This is a genomic window from Bradyrhizobium sp. ORS 86, assembly GCF_045571475.1.
Taxonomy (GTDB): domain Bacteria; phylum Pseudomonadota; class Alphaproteobacteria; order Rhizobiales; family Xanthobacteraceae; genus Bradyrhizobium.
Genome location: NZ_CP120699.1, coordinates 6,181,851 through 6,197,449 on the forward strand (window position 1 = coordinate 6,181,851; position 15,599 = coordinate 6,197,449).

Sequence of the window (15,599 nt, forward strand, 5' to 3'; positions counted from 1 at the left end):
GCCGGCACTGGCCTGGGCGCTCCGGAGGACGGCAGTCGTCGTTGACCGCAGCAATCAAAAGCAATGGGTATGCCAATCGCCAGCGCTGTCGCCGAAGCGAAAAACCGTTTGGATACAATAGCTTTGTGATCATCCCGGAAGACCGGGCGGCGGCTTGCTGCCTATTTATGCAGCCTGCACAGATGTCGCCCACGGCAATGCGCGTGCCGAGGGCGGAGCTTGGCGGCCTGCTCGGCCCTCCGACAGGCGCGGATGTGCGCTACTTCGCCCCGGTGCGGATCGGCGTGTCCTTCAGGCCGTTGTCGTCATAGGCCTTGCGCAGCGTGCCGTTGGCGGTCGCGTCCGTCATGAATTTGCTGACGAAGGCTGCGGCGAGCGGATGGTTGAGCGGCACCGCGACCGCAGTCACGGTCTGCTTGAAGGTCTCGTCCAGCACGCGCGTGCCGGGAATCTTCTTCGCCATCGCATTGAGCTGGTCGCGCGACAGCGCAAACGCGTCAATCCCGCCGCTCTTCAGGAGATTGAAGATCTCGTCATAGGTCTGATACCCCGTGACCTTGGCGTGCTTGAGATGCGCGATCGCGCCGCGCATGGTCGTGGTGTTGTTGACGGCGGCTACCTTGACGCCGTCCCGATCGAGCTCGGCGAACGTCTTCACCGTCGAGCCCGGCCTTACGATGTAGGTGGCGTCGGCGACCTCGTAGATCGGACCGAATGTCATCTTGGTCTCGCGCTCGGGATCCTTCGGCAGGAAGGTGACGTCCCAGGTCTTCTTCGCGGCCGCGTCGGTGATCTGCCCCGAATTCTGATGCACGACATATTCGACCGGCACGCCGAGCTCTGCGGCCATCGCCTTGCCGAGATCGACCGGGACGCCGGCATAGCCGCCGCTCGCGGTGCGGGGGCACCAGAACGCGCCGCCGGCCGGGCTGATAGCAATCGCGACCCGGAGCTTTCCGCTCGGCGCGATCTCATCCTTCAGGCTATCGGCATTGGCTGACACGGCCATCGTCGTCACTCCCAGAACGAGGCCAGCCAGACTCGACAGGTGACGAGACATCGGACTTCCCTCCACGCCGGATCAGCGCCCGGCTGGGCCGGCAACAAACCGCATGTGACGGGAGAGCGCAACCGCCAGTTTGCGCAACGCAGCCTTCGGTGCAGGAGCGATTTAGCGGACCCTGATGGTGATTTTCTCGGAGACGACGGGCGGATTGAAGGGATAGTGCTTGGCGTCGCCGAGTACCAGTTGCAGCGTATGCTTGCCCGGCGGCAGCTCGAGCCGGGTCTCGGTCTGGCCCGCACCGAAATGCAGATGTGACTTGTCCGACGGGATCGGCTCGTTGGGGTTCAGCGGCTCATTGACGTCGACAAGGAGGTGATGATGGCCGCTGTTCGGATAGTCGTCGCCAGCATGGGTGACGCCCATGTTGCGCAAGCCGAAGCGGCACCAGAACGCGCCTTTGACGGTCGCCCCGTTGTGCGGCCAGACGAAATACAGCACCGCGTCCTTGGGCGCCGGCTTGCCTTGCGCGCAAGCGGGGCTTGCGAATAGCGCGACCACTGCTGCAAACAGAAAAGTGTAGACGACCTTCATCGACAGCCCTCCAAGCCAGCTCTCATCCCGCGGAGACCTCGAAGCATGCAGGCCCCAGACGCGGCCTCATGGTTGCCTGGCGATTCGCGGCATCGTCCAGAGATGCGTGTTCCGCGCTCCTCACCATGAGGGGTAGATTAGGGTGATAGCGCGACCCGGAATCCATGGGTCGGATAACGAACATTGGTGTCGTAATTGTCGCGATTGGCCGGCCGCATATAGCGCGCATCGTTCTTCCACGACCCGGAGCGGATCACATGGGTGAAGCAGTCGCGGTCATGCCACGCCGCACCGTCGGCTGGCGCGCCCTGGTAATTGCGGTGCCAGCAGTCTTCGACCCATTGATCGACCCCGCCGCCCATGTCGTAAAGGCCGAACGGATTGGGCCTGAAGCTGCCGACTTTGACCGGCTGTTCGGCCGCACCGTCGCCGCCGCAATCCTTGCAGCTCGCGACGCCCGGTTGCACCTGGTCGCCCCACCAGTATCTGGTCTGCGTGCCGCCGCGGGCGGCGTATTCCCATTCGGCCTCGCTCGGAAGCCGGTACGGCTTCTTGGTGGTGTCCGCGAGCCACGTCACGTATTGCTTCGCGTCGCTCCAGCTCACATTGGTCACCGGCGCGTCGTCGTTGCCGGTTGCCGTAAAGCCGCAGCCCTTGGCGGCCGCGCAGGCATTCCATTCGCGCACGGTGATCGGATATTTGCCCATGGCAAACGGCTTGACCGTCACCCTGTGGATCGGCCGCTCCGAAGCGTCATCATTGCTGCCCATCGCAAAGCTGCCGCCGGTCAGCGAGACCATTTCGGGCTCGGGCAGGGCCGCGGCTTGCGCCGATGGAGCGGGGCTGGCCGAGGGCGCGGGTTGTGGCTGGGCCGGCGATTGCTGCGCGGTCGGCGCCGGCACCGGGCTCGGCACTTGATTGGGCGCAGCCGGCCCGGCCGCAGGCGATGGCTCGGCCGGCTTCGGCGCGGGAGATGACGACGGCGCCAGCGCCACCTCGCGCGGATTGCTGCGCGGTTGCATCAGCAAGTACCAGAGCGCGCCGCCGGCGATGATCGCGATCGAAAGCCCGAGCAGGACGAGCAGGACGTTTTCGCGACGCCGACGCGTCCGGCTATACGCCGCGGCATCCGGCAGCACGCGATAGACCCTGACCGGATCGGTGATGTTCTTGACCCTGCGGTCGCCAAGCGACTCGTAGCCACAAACCAGCTTGTGCTTGATCTGCTCGTAGATGCCGCCGGAGATGAAGACCTCGCCCGGGTCGGCGATCCCCTCCAGACGCGCGGCGACATTGACGCCGTCACCATAGATGTCGTCGGGCTCGATGATGATGTCGCCGAGATTGACCCCGATCCGGTATTCGATCCAGAACTCCCTCGGCACCGCCGCATTGCGGCCGACCAGGTTCTGCTGAATGACGATGCTGGAGCGGACCGCCTCGACGGGACTGTCGAACATTGCGATGAAGCCGTCACCGGTGGTCTTCACCAGTCGCCCGTGGTGCTCGGCGATGGTCGGTTCGATCAGATCGCGCAGGATTCGCTTGACGCGGGTATGGGTGCCCTCTTCGTCGAGCTGCATCAGCCGGCTGTAGCCGGCGATGTCGCCCGCCACGATCGCCGCAAGCCGTCGCGGCACCGGGCCATCGGACGGCGGCTTGCCCGGCTTGCCTGATTTAAAATCGCGGATTTCACCCATGATTCCGGTTGCTCCACAAACCCCAAAAGGCAGTGTTTAAGGCGCAACCGGCGCCTCAGTCCCCGAAACCCGCGCGAAGCCTATCACACCGTCGTGCCGGAACAACCGCAGAACCGCACCCGGCTTGCGACGGATGCGCGCTCCCCGAACGAGGCGGAACCGGCGTGGCAAGGCGTTCCCGCCGTCAATTCGGCTGTGCGGCCGGCGTCCTGATCTCGCGCGGCAGAATGATCGCGGCGGCGACCGCGAGCAGGCACAGCGCCGCAAAGGCGCGCAGCATCGTGGTGAAGCCGCCCTGGTCATAGAGCCAGGCGACGAGACCGACCGAGGCGCCTGCGGCGGTGAAGCCGACGAAATAGCGCACCGCATAGGCGCGCGAGCGCCATTCCTCGGTGGTGTATTTGCCGACCATGGCGTCGTTGACCGTCACCTGGCCGAAGGCGCCCATCACGATGCCGATCGAGACCAGGATCAGCGGCAGGTTCGACAGGCTCGCTGCAAGATAGAGGAACGGTGCCAGCACGAAGGACAGCGGCAGCGCCACCGCCTTCAGCGAATGCTTATCGAGCAGCTTGCCGATGGTGTACTGCGTCATCGCGCCGAATACGTAGACGCAGGCGGCGATCAGGCCGAGCAGCGCCGGGCTCCTGGTCAGGCCGGCGAGCCGCTCGGCGAACAGTTTTGGCAGCGCCACGGTGACCGCGTTGAACGTGGTCGAGATCGCGATCACGACGATCAGCAGCGCCAGCACCACACGCCACATGTCCTCCTTGGCGACGCGGACCTGGGCGGCGGCCTGCTTGGAGCCCTTGCGGTCCTCGTGCACCACGGTCATCGCGAAGGCGACGCCGATCAAGACGGTGATCGTGCCCGGCAGGATAAAGGCCCAGCGCCAGCCGAGATACTGGCCAATCACGCCGGTGACCAGCGCCGAGGAGGCGACGCCGAGATTGCCCCAGACACCGTTGATCCCCATCTGCGCGCCAAGCTTCTCGGCATAGGACACGATCATGGCGGTGCCGACCGGGTGGTAGATCGAGGCGAAGACGCCGATCGCGAGCAGCGCGGCGCCGAGCTGTAGCGGCGTCTGCACAAAGCCGACCGAGATCATCGAAAGTCCGATCCCGACGAAGAAGATCACCATCATGTGGCGGCGGCTCCAGCGGTCGCCGAGCCATCCCGTGATCAGGGAGCCGGCGCCGAAAGCGATGAAGCCCGGCGTCGCGTAGGGCAAAAGCTCCGAATAGGCCATGCCGAGCGCCGGGCCCATGATGATGACCGCGGCGGCGAAAATCAGCATCGAATAGTGGTCGATGAAGTGGGCGGCGTTGACGAAGGTAATCACCCGGCTGGGGCTGTTCATGGGCCAGTCCTGACTCGAATCTTCAACTGATCGAAAATAGGTTATAGGAGCTTGTCCTGACGGAATGTCGCCAATGACTATCGCCGAACCGCCAATCCGAGCGCTTCATGACGACCGGCGCGCCGCCGACGACGGCGTGCACCTAGTGGCGCGCAATTACCGGAAAGGCGTCCGGCTCGACCCGCACATGCACCGCGAGGCGCAACTGGTCTATGCCGCGAAAGGCACCATGCAGGTGACCACGCCGAAGGGCCGCTGGCTGGTGCCGCCGGACCGCGCGGTCTGGGTGCCCGCGCTGTTCGCGCATGCGATCGACGTGCTCGCCGACATCGAGATGCGTACGCTTTATTTCGACCAGGCATGGCTGGCACGCGAGAAGCGCAGCGACAGCCTCGCCAACGAATTCGTGGTGCGGGTATCGCCGCTGCTGCACCAGGCGATCCTCGCGCTGTTCGACAGTGCCGGCAGCCGCGAGCGCACCGAGCTGCTGGTCAGGCTGCTGATGCTGGAGCTGCACCGGGCCGAGGATCCCGCGACCTTCATTCCGCTGCCGCAGGAGCCGCGTTGCCGGCGCGCTGCCGACGTCGTGCTGGTGGATCCAACGCGCGACTACGAGATCGAGACGCTGGCGCGCACGGTCGGCACCTCGGCGCGGACGCTGTCGCGGCTGTTCTCCGCGGAGACGCAACTGTCGTTCAAGAGCTGGTGCCAGCGCGCCCGCATCGCGGCCGCGATCGAACGTCTCTCGACCGATGCCAATGTTTCGATCAAGCAGATCGCATCCGACCTTGGCTATGCCAGCGTGCCGGCATTTTCCCATGCCTTCCGCCAGGTGACTGGCACAACGCCGACCAAGTTCGCGGAGAAAACGTGAACGCGATCCGTCATCGAGCGCGGACACGATCAATAATACCATTGTTGTGCCGCGACATATTTCCGTACGATCGATACGCTTGATTCCAGTGCTACCGGCCTTAAATCCCGTGTAAGGTTCGGCTAAACTGGATACGACTCGCCAATGGCCAACGCCTTTTTCTCCGATCTGCTCTCGACAATCTCCGAACGCGGCCGCACCCTGCTCCGCCGCGCCGTCCCGACCAACGACAAGCAGGATCCTTCCGAGCTGCTGGACTTGTGCGAGGCATTGCTATCGGGGCGCGGTGAGGCCTCCGGCACTGCAATGGCGCGCGAGGTGCTCGATCGCTACCACCACCTCGATGGTGACGGCCGGCTGTCCTTCTTCCACACGCTGGCCCGCGATTTCGGACCCGATCAGGCCAGACTGCTGCAGGCCATCGAGAGCTGGCGCGCGCAAGCCAATGGCGACGACGCCAGCGACCTGCATTTCGCCTCCGAGCCGCGCCGGCAGGAATTGATTCGCCGGCTCAACCGCGCGCCCGGCGGCACCGGCGAACTGGTGTCGATGCGATCCGATCTGCTTTCACTGATGAAGGGCAACAAGGACCTCGCCGCGCTCGACCGCGACGTGGTGCATCTGCTCTCATCCTGGTTCAACAGGGGATTTCTCGTGCTGCGCAGGATAGACTGGTCGTCGCCGGCCAATATTCTGGAAAAGATCATTCGCTACGAGGCCGTGCATGAAATCCGCGACTGGGACGATTTGCGCCGACGCATCGATCCGGTCGACCGCCGCTGCTACGCCTTCTTCCACCCCGCCCTCGCCGACGAGCCGCTGATCTTCGTCGAGGTGGCGCTCACAGAATCCATCCCGGGCGCGATCGCACCGCTGCTCGCCGAGGAGCGCGAGCCGGTGCCGGTCGAGCGTGCCCGCACCGCCGTGTTCTATTCGATCTCGAACACCCAGCGCGGCCTTGGCGGCATCTCCTTCGGCAGCTTCCTGATCAAGCAGGTGGTCGAGGAGCTGCGCCGCGAATTGCCGAAGCTCGACAATTTCGTGACGCTGTCGCCGGTGCCGGGCTTCATGCAGTGGGTGAAGCAGGCAACCGACGTGCCGCTCAACGACGACGATCGCTCGTTGCTGGAGGGCCTCAGCAAGCCCGATTGGTTCGAGAATGCCGAGCTCGCGACGCAACTGCGCGCGGTGCTGGAGCCGCTCGCTGCCTATTATTTCCTGAAGGCGCGCACGCCCAAGGGCCGGCTGATCGACTCGGTCGCACGCTTCCATCTCGGCAACGGCGCGCGGCTGGAGCGGATCAACTGGCTCGGCGATCTCTCGCCGAAGGGTATGCGCGAATCCGCCGGCATCATGGTCAACTACCTCTACCGGCTCGACGACATCGAGAAGAACCACGAGGCTTATGCCAACACCGGCGAGGTGATCGCCTCCAGCGCGGTGAAGAAGCTGCTCAAAGGCGAAGGCCGGCGGCGGCTGGACATGCGGCTGGGGTAGCGCACTTGCCGTCATTCCGGGATGGTCCGAAGGACCAGACCCGGAATGACGTGCCCAACGGGCTATTCTGCCAGCGCCTTCATCTCCTTGTAGAGATCGGACTTGCCCTCGAACCCGATGCCGGGAAGATCGGGCATCGTGATGTGGCCGTTCTCCACCCGCACGCCGTCGGGGAAGCCGCCGTAGGGTTGGAACAGGTCGGGATAGCTCTCATTGCCGCCGAGCCCGAGGCCGGCCGCGATGTTGAGCGACATCTGGTGGCCGCCATGCGGGATGCAGCGGCTCGGCGACCAGCCGTGGGTCTTCAGCACCGCGAGCGTGCGCTGATATTCGCAGAGCCCATAGGACAGTGCGCAGTCGAATTGCAGCCAGTCGCGATCCGGCCGCATACCGCCGTAGCGGATCAGATTTTTCGCATCCTGGTGGCTGAACAGGTTCTCGCCGGTTGCCATCGGACCCGGATAGAACTCGGCCAGCGCGGCCTGCAAGGCGTAATCGAGCGGATCGCCGGCCTCCTCGTACCAGAACAGCGGATAGTCCCGCAGCATCCTGGCGTAGGCGATCGCGGTCTCCAGATCGAAGCGGCCGTTGGCGTCGACCGCGAGCTGGGCGTCCTTGCCGATCTCCTTCAGCACTGCCTCGATCCGCGCGCGGTCCTCGGCCAGCGGCGCGCCGCCGATCTTCATCTTCACGACGTTGTAGCCGCGGTCGAGATAGCCGCGCATCTCCGTGCGCAGGCCGCCGAGGTCCTTGCCCGGATAGTAATAGCCGCCGGCGGCGTAGACGAAGACGCGCGGATTGGCGGTCAGGCCGTGGCGCTCCGCGAGCAGGCGAAACAGCGGCTTGCCGGCGATCTTCGCCACCGCATCCCAGACCGCCATGTCGATGGTGCCGACTGCGACCGAGCGCTCGCCATGGCCACCCGGCTTCTCGTTCGACATCAGGGTCGACCACACCTTGTCGGGATCGAGATTGTCGCCGCTGGCATCGAGCAGCGACTTCGGATCGGCTTCCTTGAGCCGCGGCGCGAAGCGTTCGCGGATCAGGCCGCCCTGCCCATAGCGGCCGTTGGAATTGAAGCCGTAACCGATCACTCGCTTGCCGTCGCGCACCACGTCGGTGACGACAGCGACCAGGCTCGAGGTCATCTTGGTGAAATCGATATAGGCGTTGCGGATCGGCGACGAGATCGGCTTGGTGACCTCGCGGACGTCGATAATACGGACGGACATGGTGTTGCTCTTTGAGTTAGGCTAACCGCCTCTCCTCATCGTCATTGCGAGGAGCGAAGCGACGAAGCAATCCATACTTCAGCTTGCGGCGCGATGGATTGCTTCGCTTTGCTCGCAATAACGGCGAAGGTAGGCCTCAGGACTTTGCCTTATCCCGGAAATACGGTTCGACCGGACCGTGCACCTTGATGGTCAACGGATTGCCGTAGCGGTCCTTGGCATTGCCGGCGGTGACGCGCACCCAGCCCTCGCTGACGCAATATTCCTCGACATTGGTCTTCTCGACGCCCTTGAAGCGGATGCCGACGTCGCGCGCCAGGATCTCCGCGTTGTAATACGGGCTGTTCGGATCGACCGAGAGGCGGTCGGGCAATTGGTCGTTGGTGGTGTCGTTGTTCTCGCTCATAGCAGCGCCTCGATATCCTTCCTCAATCCTTCGGGCCGGGCGGTCGGCGCATGGCGCGCCACCACCTTGCCGGCGCGATCGACCAGGAACTTGGTGAAATTCCATTTGATCGATGCGCCGAGCAGGCCCGACTTCTCACGCTTCAGATACTCATACAGCGGGTGTGCGTTGGCGCCGTTGACGTCGATCTTGGCAAACATCGGGAACGTCACGGCGTAATTGGTCTCGCAGAACTCCGCGATCTGTTTGGCGTCGCCCGGCTCCTGCGCGCCGAACTGGTTGCAGGGAAAGCCGAGCACCGCGAAACCACGCGACGACAGGTCGGCGTGCAGCTCCTGCAGGCCCTTGTATTGCGGCGTGAAGCCGCAGGCGCTCGCGGTGTTGACGATCAGCAGCACCCGCCCTTCGAACCGCTGCAACTGCACGTCCTCGCCGGCCAGCGAGCGGGCGGTGAAATCATAGACGCTCGGCATCCTGTCTCTCGTCGTGACCTATGTCGCCGGATCGATCGCCGCCGACGGCGTGCCGCCGGCCTCGATCGCTTCGCCCGCCGCAAGGCAGAGGTCTTCGCGGTAGCGGCCGGCCACCAGTTGCACGCCGACCGGAATCCGCCCGACCAATCCGGTGGAGACCGTTAGCCCGGGAAGCCCCATGAAGGGAATGGCAATCTGCGGCAATTGTGCGTGCCACACCCGCGCAAATGACGCCTCGTCCTTGCAGTCGAGTTGGTCGGGGAACGGCAATTCGCCGGATACCGGCATCAGCAGCACCGGATATTGCTCGAAGAACGCGAACCACTCGCGCGTCAGGGTGGCGCGGCGGGTCAGCGCCTGCGACAGGTCGAACGGATGCACCTTGGCGCGGTTGCCGCGCAGGCAGGCGAGCGCGCCGGGATCGCCCTCGCGCTCGGCAGTCGCGAGCTGGGCCTCGTAGCCGTCGCCGAGCCAGAGCCTGGTCTGGATCTCGGCGGCTTCGCGCAAGGGCGGCGTATTGGCGATTTCCTCGACGATCCAGCCCGCTTGCTGCAGCCGCTTGCCGGCATCGGCCACCGCGGCGACCACCTCGGGCACGGGGGTGAGGCCGTCTGGGTTGAGGCACATCGCGACGCGCTTCTCCCGTGGCGATCCCTCGAGCGGCACCGGCGCATACCAGGGATCGCGATAGTCCGGAGCCGACATCGCCGCCAGTGCGATGCGCAGATCGTTGACGGTGCGCGCCAGCGGACCGGATACCGCACTGATCTGCGGACCGATCGGACGCTCCGGCAGCGCCGGATTGAACGCCGGGATGCGGCCCATGCTCGGCCGCAGGCCATGCACGCCGCAGGCATAGGCGGGATAGCGGATCGAGCCGGCGATGTCGGTGCCATGGGCGATGTGTCCGATGCCGGCTGCGACCGCCGCACCGGCGCCGCCCGAGGAGCCACCCGGCGTGATGGCTGGATCGCGCGGGTTCTTGGTGTCGCCGTGAATGAGGTTGGTGGTGAACCAGCGATAGGAAAAGGCCGGACAGTTGGTGCGGCCGAGCAGCACCGCGCCGGCCTTGCGCAGATTGGCAACAACGGGATTGTCGGCCCTGGCGATGCTGTCGCGCTGCAGCTTCAAGCCGTTGGTGGTGGCATAGCCTTCCTGGTCGACATTGACCTTGATGGTAACGGGCACGCCGGCGAGCGGCCCCATCTCCTCGCCGCGCGCGATCGCCGCATCGATCGAAGCGGCCTGCGCCAGCACATCGTCGGGCCGGTGATCGACCACCGCGTTGATCTTCGGGTTGACCGCATCGAGCCGGGCAAGCCCCGCCTGCGCCGCCTCCTTTGCCGAAACCTTCCTGGACTTGATGAGGCTGGCCAGTTCGGTGGCCGACAGACGCCAAAGATCCTGCATGTGCTGCTCCGTGTGACGGCAAGCGTTTTACAGCATGATCCGGAAAAAGTGTGCAGCGGTTTTTCCGAAAAGATCATGCTCAAAAAGAGCGCTAAAGCGCGACGCCGTGCTTTAGCGCCGCATGAAGGACATGGCCAGCGCTGTGCTGCCCGATATCTCAGCGAACGCGGGCGATGTAGTAGGCAAGGTCGGCGATCTGTTCCTTGGTTACCGTCTGCATCACGTCGGCCATGGTGGCGTCGTAGCCGTGGCGGCTGTTGTCCTTGTATTCGGCGAGCGTCTTGGCGAGATAGTCCTCGCGTTGGTTGGCGATGCGCGGCACGTTCTCCTTCCCCGAATAATCCGTGTTGTGGCAGGTGTTGCAGCGGTTCTGCTGCGCCAGCGCCTGGCCGCGCGCGATTCTAGCGGGATCGCCGGCATCCGCGGGGGGAGCTGGCTTCGGCAGGGTGGCGATGAAGTCGGAGAAGGCCCTGAGATCGTCGTCGGTGAGCGGCTTCGCCATCTCGTTCATCGGCTCGAAGGTGCGCAGCTTCTCGCGAAACATGAAGAGCTGGATCAGCGCATATGGTGCCTGCTGGCCGCCGAGCGAGGGCGTGTTCTCGGTTTCCGATGTGCCATGCTCGCCATGGCAGGCAAAACACGGCGCGGCGCGCTCCTGGATGGTTTCGGCACCGACAGGAAATACGAAGGACGCAAGCGCCAGAACTGCAAGTACCGTGTAACGCATCGCTTCAACTCCAAAACCGTCATTGCGAGCCACCCGGTCGGCGCGAGGCGCCGCCGGATGACAGGCTCCGCGAGGCAATCCATACCGCTGCTTGCGGAGACATGGATTGCTTCGTCGCTTCGCTCCTAGGAAGAAGGCGGGTGAGTTCCAGGTCGGCGACTTCAATGACAGGGGCAGTTCCAAGTTCACGTGTCAAACAGCGCGGTGTCATCACCCGCGCATGCGGGTGATCCAGTATTCCAGAGAGGCCGATGCTTGAACCGAGAGGCCGCGGCGTACTGGATGGCCCGCCTGCGCGGGCCATGACAACTGAGAGAATGTGCATCCGCATTCTCGCAATGACGGAAACTTGGTTGCGTCGACTTACTTGTCCGCGACCTTCGGCTTGCCGTAGGAGACGCGATAGATCGCGCCGTTCCAGTCGTCGGAGACGAGCAGCGAGCCGTCCTTCAGCAGCATCACGTCGACGGGGCGGCCGACATACTTGTTATCCTGGAGGAAGCCGGTCAGGAACGGCTCGACCGACTTCACGGTGCCGTCCTTGTTCAGCTTGACGACGACGACGTCGCCGCCCTGCTTCTGCGTCTTGTTCCAGGAGCCGTGGCGCGCGACGAAAATCGCGTTCTTGTAGGCCTTCGGGAACATGCTGCCGGTGTAGAAGCGCATGCCGAGCGAGGCGGTGTGCGGACCCATCAGGCCGACCGGCGGCGTGTAGTCCTTGCAGGACTTACCCCAGCCGAGCTCCTGGTCGATGATGTTGCCCTGATAGCAGTACGGCGCGCCGAAATCCTCGCCGGCCTTGGTGACGCGGTTGAGCTCGTCTTCCGGCACCGTCTCCGACAGCCAGTCGCGGCCGTTGTCGGTGAAGTACATCTGCTTGGTCTCGGGATTCCAGTCGAAGCCGACCGTGTTACGCACGCCGAGCGCGTAGACCTCGGCGCCGGTGCCGTCGAGATTCATGCGGCGGATCTGGCCGTGGTCGGCGTCATGCAGCACGTTGTTGCCGGGCTGGCCGACCGGGACATAGAGCTTGTTGTCGGGACCGATGGCGATGAACTTCCAGCCGTGCGCCTCGTCCTTCGGCAGCTTGTCGTAGATCACGGTGGGCTTCGGCGGATTGTCCAGGACGTCCTCGACGTTGTCGATCTTGGAGACCTGCGAGAGTTCGGCGATGTAGAGCGTGCCGTTCTTGAAGGCGACGCCGTTCGGGCGATAGAGGCCGGAGGCGAGCACCTTGACCGAGCGTTTGCCGTCCTTGTTGATGATCGCATAGACCTTGTCGACGAGGCGGCTGCCGACAAATACGGTGCCCTTGTCGCCGAGCGCCATCGAGCGCGCATTGGCCATGCCGGCGGCATAGACCTCGACATTGAAGCCCGCCGGAGCCTTGAGCTTGGCGAGCGGCAGCTTGTCGGGCGAGGCGGGGAGCGGCGGCGGGGCGACGGGAGCGAGCTTGGCGGCCGCCTCACCGTCCGGACGGCCGATCAACGGCGAGCCCGGCGGCAGCGCCTGGGCGGGTGTGGCGCCAGACGCAGGCGGCGCGGCGGGCTGCTGCGCCGCGGCACCGAGCGTCAATGCAGCGAAGACGGCGCCAGCCAGCAGCAGGCTGCGCGGCGCGAATGAGCAACGTATCATGGTGGTCTCCCCTGGGCGGAAGCCGTCTTGCTTGACTGGCACCGGTGACATCGACCGGCGTCGGCGGCCTTCCCGAACGCCTAATCTCCCAATTGTCCGGAGCAATGCAATCGAAAAACATGCCGGACGCAGACGCGCAGGATTCGATGCTGCGCCGCGCGACCTTTCGACGCGTCAATGCCTCGTCATCGAGCGGTCCGGGCGGTCGAGGATCGCCTCCGTGAACGGAAACTCGAGCACGATCTCGCCCTCGTCGTCGGTCACCTCGATCACCGCGCTCAGCAATGCGCCGTCGGCGCCCTCGGTTTTGAGCAGTTCGCGAATCATGGCCCGCGCCATTTCCCAGGCGCGATCGGGATCGCGCAAAACCTCGCCCTCGGGATCGGAAATCAGCTCGTCGCCGATACGGGTGTTGAAGAAATAGCGTGGCATCGGCTGAACTCGGCTCAGTTGGGCACCCCTCGTCGCCGCGGGCGCGAAAATCGTCCACCAGGACCTTGGGAGGAGGCTTGCGAGCCCAACCCCCATCCCAACATCACTATTCACCCAACTCCGAACAACAGGAAAAAGGTCTGATGCCACGGGCTTTTGAGGGGACGATGCGCACAACTCCGTGAGTAATCGCGGAGATTTGCCGCAGCGCAGCATGACGAGACGCAAAGCAACCTTGCGAAAAATTTAAGTGGCGAAGTTTTTCTGTCGCAGTACGTTAATTGCAGGGCGGAAGTCGTCCGGTTGCAATGGGAGAGCCAAATGGCCTGGAAAGCACCGAAGATCGTCGAAGTGTCAGTCGGCATGGAAATCAACATGTATATGTGCGCCACCCGCAAGTAAGCGGCAGCGTCCAGTATACGTTTAGCGATTAACGCAGGTGGATGTCCGGGCGTAACGCGCTCCCGAGTAAAGGGGTGTGTTTCAAATCCGGGCTCCACCTCGTAATGTTTCTGGGTGAGAGTCCAATTCCTCCAGGAGACGGGTCATGCTTCGCGTCGTCGTCCTGGGTGCCGCAGCGGGTGGCGGCGTTCCGCAGTGGAACTGCGGATGTCCCGTGTGCAGGGCCGCGCGGAGTAATCATCCGGAATTGCAGAGCACGCAGGCCTCGATCGCATTCAGCGGCGACGGCGCGCACTGGTTTCTGGTCAACGCTTCGCCCGACCTCCGTCAGCAACTGATCGCGACACCGCAGTTGCATCCGAAGCAAGGCGTGCTGCGCCACAGCCCGATCACGGGCGTGATCCTCACCAATGGTGAGATCGATGCCGTCGCCGGATTGCTGTCGATGCGCGAGGGATCGCCGTTCACGATCTACGCGCATGAGCGGGTACTGGCGATCTTGCGCTCCAACAGTGTCTTCAACGTGTTGAGCGAGAAGAACGTCGGGCGCCGGGGAATTGCGGTCGACGCCGCCTTCGAGCCTGCCCTGCCGGATGGATCGCCCTCCGGCATCGAGGTGGTGCCGTTCGAGGTTCCCGGCAAGGGCGCCTGGTACCTCGAAGGCAAGACACATCCGGCCGGCCGCGATGGTGCGGGCGATACGTTGGGTCTGCGTATTGCGGACAAGCGGAGTGGCAAATATTTCTACTTCGTCGCCGCTTGCGCGCGGGTGACCGACGACCTCAGGGAACGGCTCAAGGGCGCGCCGCTGGTGTTCTTCGACGGCACGGTGTGGCGCGATGACGAGCTGATCGCGGCGGGGCTCGGCAACAAGACCGGCCAAAGCATGGGACATATCGCGATGTCGGGCGAGCATGGCGCGATCAGCAGCCTCGACGGCCTCGACATCGGACGAAAAGTGTTTTTGCATATCAACAACTCCAACCCGGCACTGCTTGGGACCTCGGCCGAACGCAAGGCGGTCGAACAGGCCGGGTGGCAGATTCCTGCCGACGGAACGGAGATCGTGCTGTGAATGTCGTGCTGACCTCAGGAATGACCGCGCTTTCGATCGGCAAGGGCATCTCGCTCGACAGCGCCGAGGCGATGGAGGCGACGCTGCGCCAGATCGGCGCGACGCGCTATCACAGCCTGCATCCGTTCCACCGGTTGCTGCATGGCGGCAAGCTCAACAAGGGTCAGGTGCAGGCCTGGGCGCTCAACCGCTACTACTACCAGAGCACGATTCCGCTGAAGGACGCGATGGTGATCTCGCGCTTCCGCGACCGTGCGACACGGATCGAGTGGCGCCACCGCATCGAGGATCACGACGGCGACCTCGGCAATGAAGGCGGCATCGAGCGCTGGCTCAAGCTGACCGAGGGCCTCGGCCTCGATACGGCTTACGTGGAATCGACCGAAGGCATTCTGCCGGCGACGCGCTTCGCGGTGGAGGCCTATGTGCATTTCTGCCGTGACCGCACCCCGCTGGAGGCGATCGCCTCCTCGCTCACCGAATTGTTCGCGCCGAACCTGCATGAGGAGCGCATCTCGGGGATGCTGAAGCACTACAGCTTCGTCAATCCCGACATCATGAGCTATTTCAGCCGCCGTCTGGCGCAGGCGCCGCGCGACGCGAATTTCGCGCTCGACTACGTCAAGCAGCATGCGAAGACGCCGGCCGAGCGCGAGGCGGTCTGCAACGCGCTGATCTTCAAGACCAACGTGCTGTGGGTGCAGCTCGACGCGCTCTATCACGCCTATGTCGACGGCCACATTCCGCCGGGCGCCTTCGTGCCGAAGACCAGCTAG

The 15,599-nt window shown here is 64.3% G+C and carries 16 protein-coding genes; 5 read left to right on the plus strand and 11 right to left on the minus strand.

Going from position 1 to position 15,599, the window contains the following annotated elements; all coding sequences use genetic code 11:
• Positions 1-259 precede the first annotated feature (259 nt).
• The 4 genes from P6U25_RS28515 to P6U25_RS28530 form a co-directional block, all read right to left on the minus strand.
• Positions 260-1,009 (minus strand): transporter substrate-binding domain-containing protein, encoded by a 750-nt coding sequence (locus P6U25_RS28515; RefSeq protein WP_407148091.1) that lies wholly within the window; start codon positions 1,007-1,009, stop codon positions 260-262.
• A 162-nt stretch (positions 1,010-1,171) separates the two neighbouring features.
• A complete protein-coding gene (locus P6U25_RS28520) occupies positions 1,172-1,597 on the minus strand; it encodes a DUF4399 domain-containing protein (protein WP_407148093.1) in 426 nt (141 codons plus the stop codon).
• Between the two features lie 137 nt (positions 1,598-1,734).
• Positions 1,735-3,297 (minus strand): SUMF1/EgtB/PvdO family nonheme iron enzyme, encoded by a 1,563-nt coding sequence (locus P6U25_RS28525; RefSeq protein ID WP_407148094.1) that lies wholly within the window; start codon positions 3,295-3,297, stop codon positions 1,735-1,737.
• 184 nt (positions 3,298-3,481) lie between these two features.
• A complete protein-coding gene (locus P6U25_RS28530; protein ID WP_407148095.1) occupies positions 3,482-4,660 on the minus strand; it encodes an MFS transporter in 1,179 nt (392 codons plus the stop codon).
• A gap of 73 nt (positions 4,661-4,733) precedes the next feature.
• On the opposite strand from P6U25_RS28530, the gene P6U25_RS28535 reads away from it, so the two are divergent.
• Both P6U25_RS28535 and P6U25_RS28540 read left to right on the plus strand, forming a co-directional pair.
• A complete protein-coding gene (locus P6U25_RS28535; protein WP_407148097.1) occupies positions 4,734-5,534 on the plus strand; it encodes an AraC family transcriptional regulator in 801 nt (266 codons plus the stop codon).
• Positions 5,535-5,678: 144 nt separating this feature from the next.
• Positions 5,679-7,031: a malonyl-CoA decarboxylase gene (locus P6U25_RS28540; protein ID WP_407148099.1), complete on the plus strand. Its 1,353-nt coding sequence runs from the start codon at positions 5,679-5,681 to the stop codon at positions 7,029-7,031.
• Positions 7,032-7,093: 62 nt separating this feature from the next.
• Here the strand turns inward: P6U25_RS28540 and P6U25_RS28545 are convergent, their stop codons facing one another.
• From P6U25_RS28545 to P6U25_RS28575, 7 genes are all read right to left on the minus strand, one after another.
• On the minus strand, positions 7,094-8,263 hold the full coding sequence (locus P6U25_RS28545) for a mandelate racemase/muconate lactonizing enzyme family protein (protein ID WP_407148100.1): 1,170 nt from the start codon (positions 8,261-8,263) through the stop codon (positions 7,094-7,096).
• Between the two features lie 136 nt (positions 8,264-8,399).
• Entirely contained in the window at positions 8,400-8,669 is a 270-nt protein-coding gene (locus P6U25_RS28550) for a DUF3297 family protein (RefSeq protein WP_407148102.1), read from the minus strand.
• The gene (locus P6U25_RS28555; RefSeq protein WP_407148103.1) at positions 8,666-9,142 is read right to left on the minus strand and encodes a glutathione peroxidase; all 477 of its coding nucleotides are present in this window, start codon (positions 9,140-9,142) and stop codon (positions 8,666-8,668) included. Before P6U25_RS28555 ends, P6U25_RS28550 begins: the two co-directional genes overlap by 4 nt.
• Before the next feature lie 18 nt (positions 9,143-9,160).
• A complete protein-coding gene (locus P6U25_RS28560) occupies positions 9,161-10,552 on the minus strand; it encodes an amidase family protein (RefSeq protein WP_407148104.1) in 1,392 nt (463 codons plus the stop codon).
• A 157-nt stretch (positions 10,553-10,709) separates the two neighbouring features.
• Entirely contained in the window at positions 10,710-11,279 is a 570-nt protein-coding gene (locus tag P6U25_RS28565; protein ID WP_407148105.1) for a c-type cytochrome, read from the minus strand.
• A 363-nt stretch (positions 11,280-11,642) separates the two neighbouring features.
• Positions 11,643-12,914, minus strand: coding sequence for a PQQ-dependent sugar dehydrogenase (locus P6U25_RS28570; protein ID WP_407148106.1), 1,272 nt, complete (start codon positions 12,912-12,914; stop codon positions 11,643-11,645).
• Between the two features lie 174 nt (positions 12,915-13,088).
• Complete coding sequence (locus tag P6U25_RS28575; RefSeq protein ID WP_407148107.1) at positions 13,089-13,346, minus strand: DUF6894 family protein; 258 nt, start codon at positions 13,344-13,346, stop codon at positions 13,089-13,091.
• A 321-nt stretch (positions 13,347-13,667) separates the two neighbouring features.
• Here P6U25_RS28575 and pqqA point away from each other — a divergent pair, with 321 nt between their 5' ends.
• From pqqA to pqqC, 3 genes are all read left to right on the plus strand, one after another.
• Positions 13,668-13,748 carry a pyrroloquinoline quinone precursor peptide PqqA gene (gene pqqA / locus P6U25_RS28580; protein ID WP_035635412.1) on the plus strand — a complete coding sequence of 27 codons (81 nt, stop codon included), beginning with the start codon at positions 13,668-13,670 and terminating at the stop codon, positions 13,746-13,748.
• Positions 13,749-13,893: 145 nt separating this feature from the next.
• Positions 13,894-14,823, plus strand: a complete 930-nt coding sequence (gene pqqB, locus P6U25_RS28585; protein ID WP_407148108.1) for a pyrroloquinoline quinone biosynthesis protein PqqB — start codon at positions 13,894-13,896, stop codon at positions 14,821-14,823.
• 20 nt (positions 14,824-14,843) lie between these two features.
• The gene (gene pqqC, locus P6U25_RS28590) at positions 14,844-15,599 is read left to right on the plus strand and encodes a pyrroloquinoline-quinone synthase PqqC (RefSeq protein ID WP_407152633.1); all 756 of its coding nucleotides are present in this window, start codon (positions 14,844-14,846) and stop codon (positions 15,597-15,599) included.